This window comes from Actinomycetospora sp. (assembly GCF_036497245.1).
Classification (GTDB): domain Bacteria; phylum Actinomycetota; class Actinomycetes; order Mycobacteriales; family Pseudonocardiaceae; genus Actinomycetospora.
Genome location: NZ_DASXJS010000171.1, coordinates 1 through 19018, shown reverse-complemented (window position 1 = coordinate 19018; position 19018 = coordinate 1). Strand labels below are relative to the sequence as shown.

At 75.2% G+C, this 19018-nt stretch carries 17 protein-coding genes, 1 tRNA gene and 1 pseudogene; 9 read left to right on the top strand and 10 right to left on the bottom strand.

The genetic code is table 11. The annotated features are described in order from the left end of the window. Position 1: 1 nt before the first annotated feature. Positions 2–74 (bottom strand) — tRNA-Thr (locus VGI02_RS18525). 199 nt (positions 75–273) lie between these two features. On the opposite strand from VGI02_RS18525, the gene VGI02_RS18520 reads away from it, so the two are divergent. Then, positions 274–1749 (top strand): threonine/serine exporter family protein, encoded by a 1476-nt coding sequence (locus tag VGI02_RS18520; RefSeq protein ID WP_331629519.1) that lies wholly within the window; start codon positions 274–276, stop codon positions 1747–1749. A gap of 21 nt (positions 1750–1770) precedes the next feature. On the opposite strand, the gene VGI02_RS18515 is transcribed toward VGI02_RS18520, so the two are convergent. Beyond that, positions 1771–2862 (bottom strand): LacI family DNA-binding transcriptional regulator, encoded by a 1092-nt coding sequence (locus tag VGI02_RS18515; RefSeq protein ID WP_331629517.1) that lies wholly within the window; start codon positions 2860–2862, stop codon positions 1771–1773. A gap of 219 nt (positions 2863–3081) precedes the next feature. Between VGI02_RS18515 and VGI02_RS18510 the strand changes: the two genes are divergently transcribed. The 3 genes from VGI02_RS18510 to VGI02_RS18500 are packed head-to-tail and all read left to right on the top strand — an operon-like array spanning position 3082 to position 5841. Next, a complete protein-coding gene (locus VGI02_RS18510; protein WP_331629515.1) occupies positions 3082–4011 on the top strand; it encodes a metal ABC transporter solute-binding protein, Zn/Mn family in 930 nt (309 codons plus the stop codon). A gap of 55 nt (positions 4012–4066) precedes the next feature. After that, positions 4067–4930: a metal ABC transporter ATP-binding protein gene (locus VGI02_RS18505; protein WP_331629513.1), complete on the top strand. Its 864-nt coding sequence runs from the start codon at positions 4067–4069 to the stop codon at positions 4928–4930. Further along, positions 4927–5841: a metal ABC transporter permease gene (locus tag VGI02_RS18500; RefSeq protein ID WP_331629511.1), complete on the top strand. Its 915-nt coding sequence runs from the start codon at positions 4927–4929 to the stop codon at positions 5839–5841. The genes VGI02_RS18505 and VGI02_RS18500 overlap by 4 nt, the downstream gene beginning before the upstream one ends. Here VGI02_RS18500 and VGI02_RS18495 read toward each other — a convergent pair. Further along, positions 5811–6638 (bottom strand): annotated as a pseudogene (locus VGI02_RS18495) (ATP-binding protein); the annotation flags it as partial. The gene VGI02_RS18500 and the pseudogene VGI02_RS18495 sit on opposite strands and share 31 nt — an antisense overlap. 117 nt (positions 6639–6755) lie before the next feature. Here VGI02_RS18495 and VGI02_RS18490 point away from each other — a divergent pair. Both VGI02_RS18490 and VGI02_RS18485 read left to right on the top strand, forming a co-directional pair. Continuing rightward, positions 6756–8408 (top strand): adenylate/guanylate cyclase domain-containing protein, encoded by a 1653-nt coding sequence (locus tag VGI02_RS18490; protein ID WP_331629509.1) that lies wholly within the window; start codon positions 6756–6758, stop codon positions 8406–8408. Positions 8409–8481: 73 nt separating this feature from the next. Continuing rightward, entirely contained in the window at positions 8482–9357 is an 876-nt protein-coding gene (locus VGI02_RS18485; RefSeq protein WP_331629521.1) for an alpha/beta fold hydrolase, read from the top strand. A 3-nt stretch (positions 9358–9360) separates the two neighbouring features. On the opposite strand, the gene rlmB is transcribed toward VGI02_RS18485, so the two are convergent. Together rlmB and cysS are read right to left on the bottom strand one after the other, a co-directional pair. Then, complete coding sequence (rlmB, locus tag VGI02_RS18480) at positions 9361–10440, bottom strand: 23S rRNA (guanosine(2251)-2'-O)-methyltransferase RlmB (RefSeq protein ID WP_331629507.1); 1080 nt, start codon at positions 10438–10440, stop codon at positions 9361–9363. Next, positions 10440–11864, bottom strand: coding sequence for a cysteine--tRNA ligase (gene cysS, locus VGI02_RS18475; protein WP_331629505.1), 1425 nt, complete (start codon positions 11862–11864; stop codon positions 10440–10442). Before cysS ends, rlmB begins: the two co-directional genes overlap by 1 nt. Before the next feature lie 138 nt (positions 11865–12002). On the opposite strand from cysS, the gene VGI02_RS18470 reads away from it, so the two are divergent. Genes VGI02_RS18470 through VGI02_RS18460 form a run of 3 tightly spaced genes read left to right on the top strand, consistent with a single transcriptional unit; the run spans position 12003 to position 15092 of the window. Next, positions 12003–13127 (top strand): NDMA-dependent alcohol dehydrogenase, encoded by a 1125-nt coding sequence (locus tag VGI02_RS18470; RefSeq protein ID WP_331629503.1) that lies wholly within the window; start codon positions 12003–12005, stop codon positions 13125–13127. Between the two features lie 58 nt (positions 13128–13185). Next, positions 13186–14139, top strand: coding sequence for an AAA family ATPase (locus tag VGI02_RS18465; protein WP_331629501.1), 954 nt, complete (start codon positions 13186–13188; stop codon positions 14137–14139). 32 nt (positions 14140–14171) lie between these two features. Then, complete coding sequence (locus VGI02_RS18460; RefSeq protein ID WP_331629499.1) at positions 14172–15092, top strand: vWA domain-containing protein; 921 nt, start codon at positions 14172–14174, stop codon at positions 15090–15092. Positions 15093–15178: 86 nt separating this feature from the next. Here the strand turns inward: VGI02_RS18460 and VGI02_RS18455 are convergent, their stop codons facing one another. The 5 genes from VGI02_RS18455 to VGI02_RS18435 all read right to left on the bottom strand — a co-directional run. After that, positions 15179–15976 carry an ESX secretion-associated protein EspG gene (locus VGI02_RS18455; protein ID WP_331629497.1) on the bottom strand — a complete coding sequence of 266 codons (798 nt, stop codon included), beginning with the start codon at positions 15974–15976 and terminating at the stop codon, positions 15179–15181. Next, on the bottom strand, positions 15973–17466 hold the full coding sequence (locus VGI02_RS18450) for a PPE domain-containing protein (protein WP_331629495.1): 1494 nt from the start codon (positions 17464–17466) through the stop codon (positions 15973–15975). The genes VGI02_RS18455 and VGI02_RS18450 overlap by 4 nt, the downstream gene beginning before the upstream one ends. Positions 17467–17504: 38 nt before the next feature. Beyond that, complete coding sequence (ispF, locus tag VGI02_RS18445) at positions 17505–17969, bottom strand: 2-C-methyl-D-erythritol 2,4-cyclodiphosphate synthase (RefSeq protein WP_331629493.1); 465 nt, start codon at positions 17967–17969, stop codon at positions 17505–17507. Then, entirely contained in the window at positions 17966–18679 is a 714-nt protein-coding gene (gene ispD / locus VGI02_RS18440; RefSeq protein ID WP_331629491.1) for a 2-C-methyl-D-erythritol 4-phosphate cytidylyltransferase, read from the bottom strand. The genes ispF and ispD overlap by 4 nt, the downstream gene beginning before the upstream one ends. A 14-nt stretch (positions 18680–18693) precedes the next feature. Beyond that, on the bottom strand, positions 18694–19018 hold a 325-nt coding region (locus tag VGI02_RS18435; protein ID WP_331629489.1), incomplete at its 5' end, for a CarD family transcriptional regulator.

Sequence of the window (19018 nt, the reverse complement as noted above, 5' to 3'; positions counted from 1 at the left end):
GAGCCGGCGCGGGGAATCGAACCCCGGACCTTTCGCTTACAAGGCGAGTGCTCTGCCGATTGAGCTACGCCGGCACCAGGCACCATCGTAGGGGCCCCACCGCGGGCCCGGTCGGGCCGCCCGGGGGTGCGGATCACACCGACGACCGAGCAGGTCCCCGACAACGCCCCACCCATCGAGGCGTCCCACGAGGTGACACGCATGAAGATTCCCGGGATGCGGCGGTCGAGACCCGACCACGCCACTCCCGAGCCCCGAGAGGAGGCGCCGCCCGTGGGGGTGGCCCAGCGAGCCGCCGGCTCGTTCCGCCGACACGTCCCGCTCCCGTCCGCCGAGGACCTCCGGCGGGCGGCGATCGACGCACCGACCGTCCGCGAGAACCTGTTGCCGGCGATGCCCGGCCCGCAGGTCGCCGACGAGACCCTGGTCCTGCGCGTGCTCGACCTCGCCCTGCGCATCGGTGAGGTGCAGCTCGCGACGGGGGCGGGCGCGGCGGTCGCGCACGACACCATGCTCTCGATCGCGAGCGCGTACGGCCTGCCGACGTGCGACGTGGACATCGCGTTCTCGACGATCACGATGTGCTGCCACCGCGGCCTCGAGGCCGGTCCGGTGACGACGATGCGCAACGTCCGCTACCGCACCCAGGACTACACCCGGCTGACGACCATCGACGCGCTGATCAAGGACATCGTCGACCAGGACGTCCCGCTCACCTCCTCCGAGGCGTTCGAGCGGTTGGCGATCGCGGTCAACGCCGCGCACCCGTACCCGCGCTACGCCGCGGGCCTCGCCCGTTCCGCGTTCGCGAGCGCCGTCGCCGTGCTCATCGGCGGTGGCGCGGGCGTGGCCCTCGTGACGTTCCTGCTCACCTCCGTCGTGTGGGGGATGGCGCGCTGGCTGGGCAGGCGCAACGTGCCGATGTTCTTCCAGCAGGTGTTCGGCGCGATGGTGGTGACGACGACCGCGATCGCGCTGGCGTCCTCCGGGATCCTGCTCGACTCGTCGGCCTACGTCGTCGCGGCCGGGATCATCGTGCTGCTCACGGGGTTGTCGCTGGTCGGCCTCGTCCAGGACGCCATCACCGGGTTCCCGCTCACCGCGGCGGGCCGGGCCGTCGAGGTCGTGCTGGCGACGGCGGGGCTGCTGGTCGGCGTGGTCGTGTCCATCAAGCTGGCCGAGGCGGTCGGGGGCCCGTCCGCGCTGTCCGCCGCGCTGAACATCCCCAGTGACCTGACCCCGCAGGCGGACGCGACGTCGCTGATCGCCGCGGCGGCCGCCGGTCTGTTCTTCGCGCTCTCCGCGTACGCCCCCCTGACGTCGCTCCCGGTCGCCGGGGTCGGCGGCGCCGCCGCGTGGGCGATCTACGCGGCCGGCTCCGCTCACGGGATGGGTCAGGTCGTCGCCTCCGCGTCCGCGGCGGCGGTCCTCGGGCTCATCGCGATGGCGCTGCCGATGCGCCTCGGCACGCCGCCCCTCGTCCTCGTCGTCGCCGGGATCATGCCGCTGCTGCCCGGGTTGACCCTCTACACGGGGTTCTCCCAGCTCGCCACGAGCAGCGGCGGCGGCGTCAACGGCGCGGTCAGCCCGATCGGCACCAGCAGCGTCACGATCCTGCTCGCACTCACCGTGAGCCTCGGGCTCGCCGCCGGGGTGTCCTTCGGGGAGCAGATCGGCTGGCCGCTGGCCAAGCTGCAGCGCCGCAGGCTCACGCCCGCGATCCGCGCCCGGCGCCCACGGATCTTCTGAGGCGGGCGGGACGTCGGCGGCTCAGGTCGCCGGCGGCCCGCTCGTGGCGCGCACCATCAGCTCGGTCGGCAGCAGCAGCGTCCGGGAGCGCTGACGGTCGCCGCGGTCGAGCAGCAGCTCCCCCGCGGCCCGGCCCTTGTCCAGCGACGGCTGGCGCACCGTGGTGAGCCCCACCCGCTCGGCGGCGGGCACGCCGTCGAACCCGGTCACCGTGATCTCGCCGGGAACGTCCCGACCGGACGCGCGGACCCCGCGCAGCGCGCCGAGGGCGAGGATGTCGGAGGTGCACACGACGGCGGTGACGTCGGGATGGCGTTCGAGCAGTTGCTCGACGGCGGTCGCCCCGGCGGCCTCGGTGTGGTCGAAGCGCTCCACCACCGGGACCGTCGACCAGTCCACGCCGAACCCGGTGAACCCGTCGCGCAGGCCGGCGATCCGGCGGCGCTGGACCTCGTAGCGCGCCGAGTCCTGGCGCGAGACGGAGGCGAACCCGTCGTTGCGGTCGGTCGAGAGGCGCATGCAGAGCACGCCGACGCGGCGGTGGCCGAGCCCGCCGAGGTGCTGGGCGAGCTCGACCATGGACGCCTGGTCGTCGATGCCGACCCGGTCGACGTCGGGCACGTCGGTCGGCTGGTCGCAGACCACGACCGGGACCGGACGCTCGAGGACGGCGGCGAAGTGCTCGTCGTCGTCGGGCATGGAGTAGACGACGAAGCCGTCGACACCGGCGCGGGAGACCGCCCCGACGTCCTCGGCCTCAGGGCTCACCGGGACGAGCAGGAGCCCGGAGCCGTTGTCCTCGCACGCGAGCGCGAGGCCCTCCAGGAACTGGATGGCCACCGGGTCGCGGAACGCGTAGGACAGCGCTTCGGTGAGCAGGAGTCCGACGGCCCCGGCCTTGCGGGTGCGCAGCGAGCGCGCCACCGGGTCGGGGCCCGGATAACCGAGACGGCGCGCGGTGTCGAGAACTCGCCGACGGAGAGCCGGGGACAGCTGATCGGGCCTGTTGTAGGCGTTCGAGACCGTCGTCCGCGACACCCCGAGCTCGGCGGCCAACGAGGCCAGCGTCGCCGTGCGACGCGTGGACCTCCGCCCCTCGAGTGCCTCTGCCACCTGCGCAACGTAGCGACTGTTTCGATCTAGGGCCACCGGTCGTCGCCGTTTCGCACCCCGCTCGTGTCATCAGTCGTGTCGTGCAGCCCACGCTCGCCACCGATAACGGCAACGGTTATCGTTTGCGAGTCACCCGCTCGTGAGAGTCGATTTTCTGACGTTGAGCGTCTGGAACGCGACTTTTCTGACACCACGACACGACGACCCCGGAGCCGCCCCATGACCGTCGCCCGCCGCGCCGTCCTGTCCGCAGGCGGCGTCCTCGTCGCCATGACCCTGGTCGCGGGCTGCGGGAGCTCCGGGGACTCCGCCGGGTCCGCGGACGCCAGGCCCGGGACCCTGACCGTCGTCGCCAGCACCAACGTGTGGGGCGCGGTCGCGAGCGCCGTCGCGGGACCGGACGCGCAGGTCCGCTCGATCATCGCGGACCCCGCAGGCGACCCGCACTCCTACGAGAGCACTCCCGCCGACGCCGCCGCGATCGGTGAGGCCGACCTGGTCGTCGCCAACGGCGGCGGGTACGACACGTTCGTCGACAAGGTCACCGACGCGGACTCCGCAGCCAAGGCAAAGACGATCGAGGCGTTCGACCTGCGCCCCGACAAGGCCGACGACAACGAGCACGTCTGGTTCGACCCCACGACGGTGAAGGCGGTCGCCACGCAGGTCGCCGACCGGCTCTCGGCCGCCGAGCCGGCCCAGGCCGCGGCGCTGCACCAGCGCGCGACCGCGTTCGACGCCCAGGTCGACCGGATCGCGGCACAGACCGCCGCGATCGGGCAGAAGAAACCGGGCACCCAGGTCTTCTCCACCGAACCGATCGCCCATTACCTGCTGCGCACCGCGGGCGTCGCCGACGCGACCCCGCAGCAGTTCGTCGACGCCATCGAGAACGAGACCGACCCCTCCGCGGCGTCCCTCGTCCAGGTCAGCAATGCCCTGTCCGCGCGGCAGGTCTCGGCTCTCGTGTTCAATCCCCAGACGGAGACCCCCGTCGTGACCGGCCTGCGCGACCGGGCGGCCGGGGCGGGCGTGCCGGTCGTCGACGTGACCGAGACGTTGCCTGTAGGCGTCACCGACTACCTGCAGTGGGTCGACGGGACGCGGGCGGCGCTCGCCAAGGCCGTCGGCGCACCCGCCCAGGGGTGACCCGCGGCGCCCGGCGACCACCACCGCCGGGCGCAGGCATCACGAGAGGACGAGCATGAGTGCAGCCGAGACCGGTGCCGGGGCGGTGTCGTCGGGCGCCGGGGCGGTGTCGTTGTCCGGCGCCGAGCTGCGACGCGGACCGCGCACCCTGTGGACCGGCCTGGACCTGGACATCCACCCGGGGGAGTTCGTCGCGGTTCTGGGTCCCAACGGCTCCGGGAAGACGACGCTGCTGCAGGTCCTGCTCGGGCTGCTGCCGCTCTCGGCGGGCGAGGTGCGCGTCCACGGCGCGCCGCCCGCCCGAGGCAGCTCCGCGGTGGGCTACATCCCCCAGCAGCGCGCCCTGGACCCGCTCACCCCGCTGCGCGGACGTGACCTCGTCGGGCTCGGGCTCGACGGCCACCGCTGGGGCCCGGGCCTGCGCGGCCGGACCGCGCGCCGGAACCAGGTCCACGCGGCGCTGGCCCAGGTCGACGCGCTCGACTACGCCGACGCCCCCGTCGGGTCGCTCTCCGGTGGAGAACAGCAGCGGCTGCGGGTCGCGCAGGCGCTCGTCGGGGACGCGACGCTCCTGCTGGCCGACGAGCCGCTGCTCTCGCTCGACCTCGCCCGCCAGCGCGAGGTGGTCGACCTGGTCGATCGGCGGCGCCGCCAGCACGGGACGGCGGTGGTGTTCGTGACCCACGAGCTCAACCCGGTGCTCCCCGTCGTCGACCGCATCCTCTACCTCGTCGACGGCCGGTTCCGGATCGGGACGCCCGAGGAGGTCATGACCTCGGAGAACCTCTCGCAGCTCTACCGCACCGACGTCGAGGTGGTGCGCGTGCGCGGCCGCATCCTGGTCGTCGGCGCGGAGGACTCCCCGGTGCACCACCACGACGAGCCGGTGCCCGGCCGCGATGAGGTCGGTGCCCGGTGACCTCCACCCTGGACCTGCTCGACGTGGGCTTCGTGCGCCAGGCGCTGCTCGCGGGCGCCGTCCTGGCGCTGCTGGCCGGTCTGCTCGGCCCGCTCGTGGTCGGGCGCGGCATGGCCTTCGCCGTGCACGGCACCGCCGAGCTGTCGTTCGCCGGCGGCGCGGGCGCGCTGCTGCTGTTCGGGGCGAGCGCGGTCGGGTGGGGCGCGCTGGTCGGCGCGGTCGTCGTCGCGCTGGTCTTCGGCGCCCTGGGGCTCGCCGCCCACGAGCGCGACTCCGTCATCGGCGTGCTGCTCTCGTTCGGGCTCGGGCTCGGCGTGCTCTTCCAGTCCCTCTACACCGGCCGGTCGGCGAACAAGTTCGGGCTGCTCGTGGGGCAGATCGTCGGCGTCGACACCGGGGACCTGGTCTCGCTCGCGGTGACCGGCGTGGTGGTCGTCGGCGTCCTCGGCGTCGCCTACCGCCCGCTGCTGTTCGCCAGCCTGGACCCGACGATGGCCGCGGCCCGCGGGGTGCCGGTGCGGGCGCTCTCGATCGCGTTCGCGGTGCTGCTCGGCGCGACGACCGCGCTCGGCGTGCAGATCGTCGGGGCGCTGCTGGTACTCGCGCTGCTCATCACCCCGGCCGCGGCCGCCGCCCGCGTGACGGCGAGCCCGCTCGTCGCCACGGTGCTCGCGGTGGTGTTCGCGGAGGTCTCGGTGCTCGGCGGGATCGTCGCCTCGCTCGCCCCCGGCCTTCCGATCAGTCCGTTCGTGGCCGGGATCGCGTTCGTGATCTACCTGGTCTGCCGCGTGGTCGGCTCGCTGCGCACCAGGCGCCGCGCGAGCCTCACCCGCGTCCCGTCGCCGTCGACCGACACGTCGACGTCGTCGCACAGCGCCCTCGCGAGCCAGAGCCCCCGCCCGCGGTCCTGATCGAGCGGGGGCGGGACCACCCCGGGGAACGGCTCGCCCAGCACGCCCGCGTCGTCGACGAGGCAGACCACCTCGCCGTCGGCGACCCAGGTCCAGAGCACCCCGGAGCCCCCGCCGTGCTCCACCGCGTTGGTGGCGACCTCGCTGGCCGCGTAGACCAGGTCCTCCCCCTCCTCGGGCCCGAGCCCGCTCGTAGCGAGCGCGGCGCCCAGCTCGTGGCGCAGCCGCGCGAGGTCGTCGGCGTCGAAGGTCCAGCGGCGCGCACCCCGCGGGGCGGCCGCGACCGTGGTCGTGGGCAGCCCGCGGACCACATCGAGCGGGGGGCGGTACGCCGCGTTCGCGACGGGGTCCTCGAGATGGTCCACCCCGGCCAGCTCGGGGTGGGCGGCCAGGAAGGCCGTCGGGCCGTCGGTCTCACCGGCGGCGCGCAGGCCTGCGCCGAGCCGGTAGGCGCACAGCAGCGTCACGGGCAGGCCGTGCAGCGCCTCGCCCAGCGCCGCCTCGAGGCGCAGCCAGAAGGCGTCGGTCAGGCCGAGCTGCGGCTGGTGCTGGGTGACGAGGAGGCTCTGTCGGCCCGCCCGCGCCGCCGCGGCGACCCCCGTCGCCCGCCGGGCGGCGAGCTGGAACGCGTCGGATCGGACCGGCCGGGTCGGATCGAGGAACTCGAGGCCCGCGAGGACCTCCGCGGCGAGACCGCCCCGCACGGCGGCCGCGGTGGGCGCGTCCACCGCGAGGGTGACGGCGTCCCCGGCGCGCAGGGTCCGGTCCAGCAGCGGGAGCAGTGCCCCGGCCAGCATCGCGGGGTCGTCGTAGGAGACCCCGCGATGCACCAGACCGGGCACCGCCATGCCCGCATGGTAGCGATCACGTCGCCGGGCCCGGGCGGGCTCGGGCGGCGCCGCTAGGGTCCCTCCATGACGCGCCGCGAGCGCTCGGCCCTCGACGCCGAGGCGGACGTGGGACGGGACCGTGACATCGCCGGGCTCGGCCTCCTCACCCGCCTGACCCTGGTGGCGGTGGTCGTGCTCCCCAACCTCGTCGGCGCGGGCGTCGTCCTGGTCCTCGCCGCCTGGGTGCTGCCGACCGACGTGCTGATCTCCGACCCCGGGGCGCTGGTGCGCAACCTGCTGGTCTTCGGCCCCTACCTGTTCGTCGCCGTCGTGTTCGGCGCCTGGTGGGGCCACCGGCGCATGCTGGTGCCCCCGCTGCCCGCCGACGCCGACGACGCCGCCCGCGAACGCGTCGTCCTGCGGCTGCGCCGGGTCGTGCTGCGCGGGCCGCTGCGGCTCGCGCTGGTCCAGGCGGTGCTCTGGGCAGTCGCCGCCGTGCTGTTCGTGCTGCTCAACGTCTTCTCGTCGGGCCGGCTCGGGTTCCAGGTCGGCTCGACGGTGGTGCTCGGCGGGGTCGTGACGGTGTCGATCACCTACCGGCTCGTCGAGGTGGTCCTTCGCCCGGCCGTGCGCCGCGTGCTCGCGCTCCGGCCGCCGTCGGGGACCGTGCTGCCCGGCGTGCTCATGCGCACTGTCGGCGGCTGGCTGTTCGGCACCGCGGCGCCCCTGCTCGGGGTGCTCCTCGCCGCGGGCGGGGCGCTGGCGTTCGGCGGCTACACCGTGGAGCGGCTGGCGGTCGTCGTGATGGTGCTCGGGGGCGTGGCGCTGCTCTTCGGCGGCGCGGTGATCACGCTCACCGCGATGTCCACCGCCGCCCCCGTGCTCGCCGTCCGCCGGGCGCTGCGCAGGGTCGAGTCCGGCGACCTCGACGTCGACGTGCCGGTCTTCGACACCACCGAGCTCGGGCTGCTGCAGGCCGGGTTCAACACCATGGTCGCCGGGCTGCGCGAACGGGAGCGGATGCGCGACCTGTTCGGCAGGCAGGTCGGTGAGGACGTCGCCCGCAACGCGTTGGAGAACGAGCTCCAGCTCGGCGGCGAGGTCCGCGAGGTGGCGGTGCTCTTCATCGACCTCGTCGGGTCCACGACGCTGGCCGCGACCCGCCCGCCGACCGAGGTCGTGGAGCTGCTCAACGAGTTCTTCGCGCTGGTCATCGACGTCGTCGAGGAGCACGGCGGCTGGATCAACAAGTTCGAGGGGGACGCGGCGCTGGCCGTGTTCGGGGTCCCGACGGGGCTCGACGACGCCGCGGGCTGCGCACTCGGGGCGGGCCGGACCCTCGCTGCGCGGCTGACGCAGGAGGTGCTCGACTCGTCCGAGCAGGAGGTGCGCGCGGGCATCGGCATCTCGGCGGGCGAAGCGGTGGCGGGCAACATCGGCGACCGGCGCCGCTACGAATACACCGTCATCGGCGACCCCGTGAACGAAGCCGCGCGGCTGTGCGAGGTGGCGAAGGAGACCGACGACGGCGTGGCGGCGTCGGGCGCGGCGCTGTCCCGGGCGTCCGCGCGTGAGGCGGGGCACTGGACGCGCCTCGGCACCCGGCACCTGCGGGGACGGACCGCGGAGACCGAGGTGGTCGTGCCGCGTCGCCGCGACACCGCACCCGACGAGCGCACCGCTGCGGATTCGGGCACTGCCCGGGATTCGAGCGAAGGTGCCCTCCAGTCGAACTAGCCACCGAAGGGCGCCCCGCACCGGATCGCGCCCCGACCACACCCACCCGACGCGAAGGAGCGCCGTGACCGAGATGCCCGCCCCGTTCCGGGAGGAACGGATCGACGCCGACGGCACCACGATCCACGCCGCGGTCGGTGGCTCCGGAGACCCCGTCCTGCTGCTGCACGGCTACCCCCAGACCCACCTGATGTGGCGTCACGTGGCCCCCGCGCTGGCGGCCGACCACACCGTCGTCGTCCCCGACCTGCGCGGCTACGGCGCGAGCGACAAGCCCGCCCCGGACGCGGAGAACCGGAACTACGCCAAGCGCGCGATGGCCGCCGACCAGCTCGCCGTCATGCGCTCGCTGGGCTTCGACCGGTTCGACCTCGTCGGGCACGACCGGGGCGCCCGCGTCTCCCACCGCCTCGCCCTGGATCACCCCGAGGCGGTCTCGCGGCTCGCCGTCCTCGACATCGTTCCGACGCGGCACGTCCTCACCCACGTCGACCTCACCCTGGCCCGCGGCTACTTCCACTGGTTCCTGCTCTCGGCGGGCGGGGACATCCCGGAGACACTGCTCGCGGGCGCGCCGGAGTTCTGGATCCGATCGATGATCGAGCGGCTGCTCGCGCCGGGGGCGAGCATCGAGCCCGAGGTCATGGACCACTACGTCCGCGCCTTCTCCGACCCGGCGACGATCGCGGCGACCACCGCCGACTACCGGTCGGGCGCCACCACCGATCTCGCCGACGACGACGCCTCGCACGACGAGGGCGCCCGGGTCACCTGCCCGGTCCTGGTGCTCTGGGGCGAGCACTCGTTCGTCGGGCGCGCCTACGAGCCGCTCGCGGTGTGGCGGGAGTACGCCTCGGACGTCTCGGGGTCGTCGGTGCCGGTCGGGCACTTCCTGCCCGAGGAGGCACCGGACGAGGTGCTCGCCCAGCTGCGGGCGTTCCTGGACTGACCGTCAGCCCGCGCGGCGCAGGCGCGCGACCTCCGCGAGCGCGACGCCCGCGGCCACCGACGCGTTGAGCGACTCCACCTTGCCAGCCATCGGGATCGCCACCGTCGCGGTGCACGTCTCGCGCACCAGCCGCGAGAGCCCCTTGCCCTCCGAGCCGACGACCAGCACCAGCGGCCCGCGGGCGGCGTCGAGGCCCGCGACGGCGTCGAGGTCGTCGATCGTCTCCGACACGTCGCCGTCGAGACCCACCGTGACGAACCCGTCGTCGTTCCAGGCGTTCAGGGTTCGCGAGAGGTTCGTCGCGCGCCCGACCGGCATCCGCGCCGCCGCGCCCGCCGAGGTCCGCCAGGCCACCGGCGTCACCCCGACCGAGCGCCGCAGCGGCAGCAGCACACCGTGCGCCCCGAACGCCGCCGCCGAGCGGACGACCGCGCCGAGGTTGCGGGGATCGGTGACGCCGTCGAGCGCGACGAGCAGCGGCTCGACCCGGGCGAGGTGCGCCGTCTGGCGCGCCTGCTCGAGCAGGTCGTCGGGGTGGAGGTACTCGTAGGCGGGCACCGTGAGCGCGAGCCCCTGGTGCACGGCGCCGTCGGCCATCCGGTCCACGTCGCCGCGCGGCACCTCGAGCACCGAGATGCGCCGGTCACCGGCCGTGCGCAGTGCCTCGCGGACCCGGTCGTCGACGTCGATGCCCTGGGCGACGTGCAGCGCCGTCGCGGGGATGAACGCCCGGAGGCTCTCGACCACCGGATTGCGCCCGACGACGACCTGGGGCCCGTCGGGAGCGTCGCGCCGGGTGGACGCGCTGCGGGGCCTGCCCCGCCCGCCGCCACCGGCGCCGCCCGTGGGTCCGCCGCCACCACCGCCGGCGCCGTCGGCGCGGCGAGGCGCCGGGGCGCCCTGCCCGCTCTTCCCGGTCGATCCGCCACCGCGGTAGGACTTGTGGTTCGGGCGTTGGTCCGCGGGAGGGGTCGGGCCCTTGCCCTCGAGTCCCTTCGCGCGCTTGCCGCCCGAGCCCTTGGTGGGGCCCTTCTTCGAGCCCGGGTTGCGCCGGGCTCCGGGGCGGCGTGAATTGCCGGCCATCAGCTCTCGTCGTCCTTCAAGGTCCAGATCGGACCGTCGGGGGTGTCCTCGATCCCGACGCCTGCCGCGGTCAGCTGCTCGCGGACGGCGTCGGCCCGAGCGAAGTCCTTGTCGCGCCGGGCGGCGGTGCGCTGCACGAGCAGGTCGCCGACGAGGGCGCCGAGCGCGGAGCGCGCGTGGTCGCCGCCGGCGGAACCGTCCGCGCCCGCGGTCCAGTGCGGGTCGAGCGGGTCGAGGCCGAGCACGCCGGTCATCTCCCGCACGGCGGCGGCCGCGGCGAGGGCGGCGTCGCGGTCGCCCTCGTCGAGCGCGGTGTTGCCCGCGCGCACCTGCTCGTGCACGACGGCGAGGGCGGCCGGGGTGCCGAGGTCGTCGTCCATGGCCGCGACGAACGGCGCCATCGCCTCCGGGGCGGCCTGCGCACCCACGGCACCGATCCGCTCGTGGACCCGGCGCACGAACGTCTCGATCCGCCGGTAGGCCGCCGAGGCCTCGGCCAGCGCACCCTCGGAGTACTCGACCGTCGAACGGTAGTGCGGCGCCACCAGGTAGTAGCGCAGCTCCACGGCCCGGACCCGCTCGAGCACCGCGGGGATGGTCAGGGTGTTGCCGAGCGACTTCGACATCTTCGACCCGGACATGGTCACCCAGGCGTTGTGCAGCCAGTAGGCGGCGAAGGCGTCGCCCGCGGCGTTCGACTGCGCGCGCTCGTTCTCGTGGTGCGGGAACACCAGATCCAGCCCGCCGCCGTGGATGTCGAACGTCGGCCCGAGGTAGTGCGTGGCCATCGCCGAGCACTCCAGGTGCCATCCGGGCCTGCCCCGGCCCCACGGTGTGGGCCAGCTCGGCTCGTCGGGCTTCGCGGCCTTCCACAGCGTGAAGTCGCGGGCATCGCGCTTGCCCCGCGACGGGGCCTCGCCCTGTTCGACCTCGTCCGGGCGCTGGCCGGACAGCGAGCCGTAGTCCGGCCAGGTGCCCACGGCGAAGTAGACGTCGCCCGAGCCCGAGTCGCAGGGGTAGGCGTGGCCCGCCGCGATCAGCCGCTCGATCAGCTCGACCATCTCGGTGATGTGCCCCGTGGCGCGGGGCTCCACCGAGGGCGGCAGGCAGCCCAGCGCGTCGAACGCGGCGGTGAACTCCCGCTCGTGGGTCGCCGCCCACTCCCACCACGGCCTGCCCGCCTCGGCGGCCTTGGTCAGGATCTTGTCGTCGATGTCGGTGACGTTGCGGACCAGCGTGACGTCGAGCCCGCCGTGGGCCAACCAGCGGCGGAGCACGTCGAAGTCGACACCGGATCGGACGTGGCCGACGTGCGGGACCGCCTGCACCGTGGCCCCACACACGTACAGCGACGCCCGGCCCTCGTGCTGCGGGTGGAACTCCCGCAGCGCGCGTGCAGCGGTGTCGTACAGGTGCAGGCTCACCACGCGGATCCTACGGACGGGCGCGAACCCTTCCCGAATCCGGTCCTCTCCGGATCGAACCCTGGTCCCCAGGTGATCGACACCATAGGGTGCGAACGAGCACGTTCTACATACCCGTTACGCAAGGAGTGGTCTGCGTTGTCCATCACCTGTCGGACGTCCCTGGTGCGGTCAGCACCGGGCAAGTACGAGACGGCGACCGTCCAGGTCGACGACCCACGCCAGGACGAGATCCGGGTCAAGATGGTGGCGTCGGGGCTGTGCCACTCCGACGACCACATCGCCACCGGTGACATCCCGGTCGGCACCTACCCGTTCGCCGGCGGCCACGAGGGCGGCGGCGTCGTCGAGTCGGTGGGCCCCAACACCAAGGGCTTCGAGGTCGGCGACAAGGTCGTCTTCTCCTTCCTCCCCGCCTGCGGCAAGTGCAAGTGGTGCTCCACCGGGCACTCGAACCTGTGTGACCTCGGCGCGGGCCTGCTCGCCGGGACCCGCTGGGACGACCCGTCGACCCGCCTGCACCTCGAGGACGGCACGAACGTCGGCCAGATGTGCGGCATCGGGACGTTCACCGAGTACGCGACGGTGGCCGTCGACTCGGCCATCAAGGTCCCGCAGGACACCAGGCTCGAGGTGGCCTGCCTGCTCGGCTGCTCGGTCGGCACCGGCTGGGGCTCCGCGGTGAACACCGGTGACGTCCAGCCCGGCGACACCGTGATCATCCAGGGCATCGGCGGCATCGGCGCCAACGCCGTCCAGGGCGCCGCGCACGCCGGCGCCGCCAACGTCATCGCCGTGGACCCCGTCGCGTTCAAGCGGGAGAAGGCCCAGGAGCTCGGCGCCACCCACGCGGTGGAGTCGATCGAGGAGGCCACCGAGCTCGCGAAGGGCTTCACCAACGGCCAGGGCGCCGACGTCTCGATCGTCACGATCGGCGTCACCAAGCCCGAGCACGTCGGCAACGCCTTCGCCTCGATCCGCAAGCAGGGCACGGTCATCGTCACCGGCCTCGGCGACATCACCGAGGTCGGCGTGCCGATCCCGATCGGCGAGCTGACCCTGTTCGAGAAGAAGCTCAAGGGGTCGCTGTTCGGGTCGTCGAACCCGCGCGCCGACATCCCGAAGATGCTCGACCTCTACAACCACGGGCACCTCAAGCTCGACGAGCTCGTCACCAAGCAGTACAAGCTCGACGAGGTGGCGCAGGGCTACGAGGACATGCACGCGGGCAAGAACATCCGCGGCGTCGTCGTCTTCGACTGATCGCAGGTCCCACGATCAGCCAGGAGACGCAGCGGAGCGGAGCTCGACCATCAGCACTGTGAACGGCGTGCTGCCCCGGGCCGGCGTCCTGCCGGCCCGGGGCATGCTCGATGCGGCCCGCGCCGCCGTCGTCGGACGCCACACCGAGTCCGAGGTCCTCGCCGCCGCGCTCGCCTCCGGGCGCAGCGTCCTGCTCGAGGGCCCGCCCGGGACCGGCAAGACCACCCTGCTGCGCGCCCTCGCCGACGGCGCGGGCGTCGGGTTCGAGCTGGTCGAGGGCAACGCCGAGCTCTCGCCCACCCGCCTCGTCGGTCACCACGACCCCTCCCGGGTGCTCACCGAGGACTACCGGCCCGAGAACTTCGTGCCGGGGCCGCTGGTGCGCGCCCTGCAGAGCGGGGCGCTCCTCTACGTCGAGGAGCTCAACCGCGTCCCCGAGGAGACTCTCAACGTCCTGCTCGGGGTGCTCTCCGAGCGACGCCTGCACGTCCCGCGCCTCGGCGTCGTCGACGCGGCCACGACGTTCCGGCTGGTCGCGGCGATGAATCCGTCCGACGGTGTGGGCACGGGCCGCATCACGCCCGCCCTCTACGACCGCTCCTGTCGGGTCGCCTTCGACCACCAGAGCGCCGAGGAGGAGCTGGCCATCGTCCTGCGGGTGGACGAGGACCCGGGCGAGGCCTTCGTCCGCCGCGCCGTCGCCGCGGTCCGGGCGACACGTACGCACCCGGACCTGCGGCTGGGCTCCTCGGTCCGTGGAGCACTGGATCTGGTGGCGCTCGCCGGATCACTCGCGGCGCTCCGCGACGAGACCTCACCGGGCGAGGACACCGGCGCGGACGCGGCACGTGCCGCGCTCACCGGCCGCGTCGCCCTCGTCGAGGGCTCGCCGCGCACCGTCGAGGAGGTCGTCACCGCGATCTGGGCCGCGACGGCGCCCGGCCCCGACGACACCGGCGCCGAGTCCGGGTCGCCCGCTCCCGGCGGGGAGGGCGACGCGGGAAAAGCCTGACCCCGGGTCGCTCGCCCGGGGCACCGCCGCAGGTGGTCTCGGACCCCGACCAGGTCGCGGACCTGCTGCGCGACCAGTCGAGGCGCACCACCACCCGCGCCGAGCTGGAGAACCGTCACGGCGACGGCCTGGCCCAGGTCAGTCCGCGGGTGGGGGTGCTCGACGAGGCCGCCATGTCGGACCGCGCGGTCGAGGACCCCGACGGTGCGGTGGATCTGCTCGCCGACCTCGCCCGCGCCACCGACCCGACCCTGCGCGCGGCCGCCCGACGGCTCGCGGCGCACCTGGTGGTGCGCGCACCGCGGGCGGGCCGCGAGGAGCGCCGGGGCACCTCCCGGCTGGCCATCGTGGACCGCGACGGCCCCGACGTCGACCTCGACGCGACCCTCGAGCGGTCTCCCCGGCCGACCGAGGGTGACCTGCGCTGGCGCGGGTGGCGTTCCTCCGCCCGCGCGACGGTGCTGCTGATCGACGCGTCCGGCTCCGTGGCCGGTCGGCCGCTCGCGTCGGCGGTGACGACGGCGGGGGCGCTCGCCGCGGGCCTGCGCCCGGGCGACGAGCTGGGCGTCGTGGCGTTCTGGTCGCGGGCGGTGGTGCTGCGGCCCCGGTCGTCACCGACGCCCGCGTCGGCGGTGCTCGACGCGCTGTTCGACCTGCGCGGCGGCTCGACGACCGACCTCGCCCTCGGGCTGCGAACGGCGCTCGCCCAGCTGCGCGACGCCCGGGCCGCGCAGCGCGAGGTCGTCGTGCTCACCGACGGGGCGTGGAACGAGGGCGAGGACCCGGTGCCGGTCGCGGCGCGGGCCGGGATGACGGTGTCCGTGCTGCGCACCGTCGACTCGCCCGAGGCGATCGCCGCGTGCTCGCGGCTCGCGGGCGCCGGGGGCGGGCGCCACGCGCCGCTGCTGCGCGCCTCGGACGCCCCCGCGGCCGTCGCCGCCGTCCTGCGCTGAGCGGACCCACCCTCGAGACGTCGGCGACTGGACCCTGAGGGCTGCGGCGGGAGCCATGGGGTCCACTCGAGGGCCACGGGCTGGGCTCACGTGGCTGTACCGCACCGGCGGCCCAGCTCGTGAGCGACGCCCGCGCGGTCGGCGGGCACGACGTGCGCGTCGTGCCCCACGATCTCGACCACCATCCGCCCGGCCACGGTGTCCACGACGGTCAGCGGACCCACCCGGTGGCGCCCCGCCCCGCCGTAGCGCGCCGCTCCGATCTGCATCTGACGGCGCGGCGGATCGGCGCGCAGCGCGGCCAGGCGGTGGGCGAGCGCCGGGGGGAGGTCGTGCAGCGGGCGATCGCCGAACAGGGCCGCCGCGGGCACCGTCATCGGGACGCCGGGGAGGGCGGGCTCGTCCGGGAGCCGCGCCAGCAGGCCCGCCGCGAGAGCGCGGACGACCGCGCCCGGGCCTGCGGCGCCCACCCCGCGGGAGGCGAGATCCAGGACGAGGCCGCCGCGGTCCACGTCGGGCTCGGCGACGACGGCGAGCTGGCCCGAGACCGCGGCGTGGCCGTGCCGCGCGGTGGCGGAAGGCCCGTCCCAGCAGCGCAGGTCGACGTCGACCTCGGGACGGGCCAGGGCGGTGAGGGCGTCGGCCAGGTCGCCGATCGGGACCGGCGGGGCGCCGGGCGCCCCGGTGCGCGCCAGCCCGCGGGTGTGCAGGGCGGCGAGGGCCGCCCGGTCGGCGGCGTCGCGGGCGGACAGCGTGGCGCCGTGGTCGGGGACGTCCAGCAGGGGCGGTCGGTCCCCGAGGCGCAGGTGGCGCCACGCGGCGAGGAAGGCGTCCCGGTCGAGGCGCAGCCGGCGTGCGGGCGCCTCCGGGACCGGGGCGGTCACTCGCCGATCACGGGTGGGGCGACGCGGGGGAGCTCCCCCGCGATGGCGTCCGGGTCGTCCTCGTGCAGGTACCCGGCGCGCGGGATGCGCTGGTCACCGCCGCCGCCCCCGCCCCCGTAGCCCCCGAGCGGCGCGAAGGGCATGGCCCCGCGTTCACCGGCCGCCGCGGCGGTGCCGGCCCGCCCGCCCAGCGCCGACTCGAGGATCGGGTTTCCGGCGCCGGTGCGGGGGCCCGGTTCGAGTCCTGGTCGGCCAGTGCCGGAGCCCGCGGCCGATCCGCGCTCGGCACCGGGGTCCGCGGACGGGCGAGCGCCGTCGGTACCCGGCGAACCGAGTCGCGGCGACTCGGTTGCGCCGGAGGGTCGCGGCCCGCTCGCCGCTCCCCCGTCGCCGGCCGACCCGCTCCGGCCGCCCGTGCCTGCCGCGCCTCCCGACCCACCCCTCGCGTCCGTGCCCGTTCCCGAACCCGAGCCGGCCCCCGTTCCGCCCGCGCTCGCCCCCGTTCCGCCCGATCCGCCGCCGCGCGAGCCGCCCGCGCCCGCGGCACCCGGACCGACCCGCCCGCCCGCGGCACCACCGCTCGCGACGGTGCCGCCCGCCTCGGCGCCCGAGCCGCCCGCTCCGGACCCGCCCACGAGCCCGCCGCCGACGGCCCCGCCGCTTCCCGGCGCGGCGCCGGCAGCACCCGACCCGCCAGCTCCCGCCCCGCCCGCGCCCCCGGGGCCGGATCCGCCGGGCCCCGCCGCGGGTGCGGTGCCCGGGAGACCACCACCCGCCGTCGCACCGGGTGCTCCGGGCACGGCGGCGCTGCCGGGCAGGCCCGCCGGGGCTGTGGTCCCGGGACCGATCGCGCCACCCGCGCCCGAGGCACCCGGGCCGCCCGCACCCGGCGTCGTGCCCCCCGCCACGGCCCCAGCGGACCCGGCGGGCACGACGGTCACCTGGGGCGCCCCTCCCGCGGGCGCCGCGAACTGCGGCAGCGCCGAGGAGCGCAGGGCGCTGGCGTCCTGGTAGCGGCCCATCGCCGAGCGGGCCTGGCGCTCGGCGTCGAGCGTGGCCCGGTCCGCCCGGTCCGCGTCCAGCGCGGCGAGCCCGCCCGCCTCCTCCCAGGTCATCCGCGTGACGGGCTCCCGCGCGGGCGCGGGAGGCGGCACCGCCGCGCGGGTGCTCGAGAGGGCGCGGGACTGCTCGTGCGAGACCGATCCGACCGCGTCGCTGAACGCCCGCGCCTGGTCCGCCCAGGCCCCCATCGGCCCGACCGCGCCACGGGCCGCCTCGGCCGCCGCACCACTGCGTGTGGCCGTGATGCCCTGCGTGGCCTGCTCGACGGAGCCGGCGACCTGCCGCAGCCGCGACGCCAGCTGGTTCCACGCGCCGCCCGCCTCGGAGAACCCCGAGCCGCGGCCCTGCAGCTGCGACCAGATCTCGGCGTGCGAACGCGCCTCCCAGTTCACGTCGAACACGCCGGCCTCGCCTCCCAGGGCAGGCAAGCACACCGCCCCGTCACGCGGGGGCGGTTCCGGGGAACTCAGGCAGGCACGAGCAGGGCGGTCGCGACGGCGGCGAGACCCTCGCCGCGGCCCGTGAGACCGAGCCCGTCGGACGTCGTGCCGGAGACCGCGACCGGACCGCCCGCCGCCTCGGAGAGCACCTGCTGTGCCTCGTCGCGGCGGTTGCCGATCTTGGGGCGGTTCCCGATCACCTGGACCGCGGCGTTGCCGAGCACCCACCCGTCCTCGCCCACGAGCCGGCGGACCTCGCCGATCAGCCGCACCCCCGAGGCCCCGGACCACTCCGGGCGCCCGGTGCCGAACACCGCCCCGACGTCACCGAGCCCGGCCGCCGAGAGCATCGCGTCGCAGAGCGCGTGCGCCGCGACGTCACCGTCGGAATGGCCGGCGCAGCCGGGGACACCGTCCCAGCGCAGGCCGGCCACCCAGCACGCGACGCCGTCGGACAGGGGGTGCACATCGGTGCCGATGCCCACTCTCACGGGTCGACCTCCCCAGCCAGGGCCGGCGACCCCGCGCCGAGGAGCGCCTCGGCCATCGCGAGGTCGAGCGGCGTCGTGATCTTGAACGCACGGGGATCCCCCGGCACGGTGACGACCTCACCGCCGATCTCCTCGACCAGCCCCGCGTCGTCGGTCGCCCGTGCCGCGGCCGACGAGCCCACGGCCGCGGCGTGCGCGCGCCGCAGGAGGCCGGGGGCGAAGCCCTGCGGGGTCTGGACGGCGAGCAGTCCGGTCCGGTCGACGGGGCCGACGACACGGCCCTCGGGATCGACCCGGCGGACGGTGTCGGCGACCGGGCTGGCGGGGATCACGGCGCCGTGCCCCTCGCGCACGGCGGCGACCACGGCACGCACCACCTCCGCGGGGCACAGGCACCGTGCGGCGTCGTGCACCAGCACGACCTCGGCGTCGCCGACCACGGCGAGCCCGAGCGCGACCGAGGCGACCCGGTCGTCGCCGCCGACGACCACCCGGACGGATCGGCGCACGGCGGCACGCATCTCGTCCAGGTGCTCGGCGGGAGCGACCACGACGACGTCGTCGACGACACCGCAGGTGAGCAGGCCTTCGACGGCGCGGGCCACCATGGCCTTGCCCGCGATCGCGACCAGCGCCTTCGGGCGACCGGCACCGAGCCGTTCGCCCGAGCCGGCCGCGGGCACGATCGCGACGACGTGCCCCGAGGACACCGTTGCGGGTGGGCTCAGGAAGCGAGGACCTGATCGAGGAGCGACTCCGCCGCCACCTCGTCGGTGCCCTCGGCCAGCGCGAGTTCGCTCACCAGTATCTGCCGGGCCTTCGCGAGCATGCGCTTCTCGCCGGCCGACAGGCCGCGATCCTTCTCCCGACGCCAGAGGTCGCGGACGACCTCGGCCACCTTGTTGACATCACCCGACGCGAGCTTCTCGAGGTTCGCCTTGTACCGGCGCGACCAGTTGGTCGGCTCCTCGGTGTGCGGGGCGCGAAGCACCTCGAACACCCGGTCCAGGCCCTCCTGGCCGACCACGTCGCGAACACCGACGATCTCC

Excerpts from the sequence above, each read along its gene's own strand:
- VGI02_RS18485 (WP_331629521.1), top strand. The coding sequence starts at position 8,482 with ATGCCCGCCCCGTTCCGGGAGGAACGGATCGACGCCGACGGCACCACG.
- rlmB (WP_331629507.1), bottom strand. The coding sequence starts at position 10,440 with ATGGCCGGCAATTCACGCCGCCCCGGAGCCCGGCGCAACCCGGGCTCG.
- VGI02_RS18490 (WP_331629509.1), top strand. The coding sequence starts at position 6,756 with ATGACGCGCCGCGAGCGCTCGGCCCTCGACGCCGAGGCGGACGTGGGA.
- VGI02_RS18505 (WP_331629513.1), top strand. The coding sequence starts at position 4,067 with ATGAGTGCAGCCGAGACCGGTGCCGGGGCGGTGTCGTCGGGCGCCGGG.
- VGI02_RS18510 (WP_331629515.1), top strand. The coding sequence starts at position 3,082 with ATGACCGTCGCCCGCCGCGCCGTCCTGTCCGCAGGCGGCGTCCTCGTC.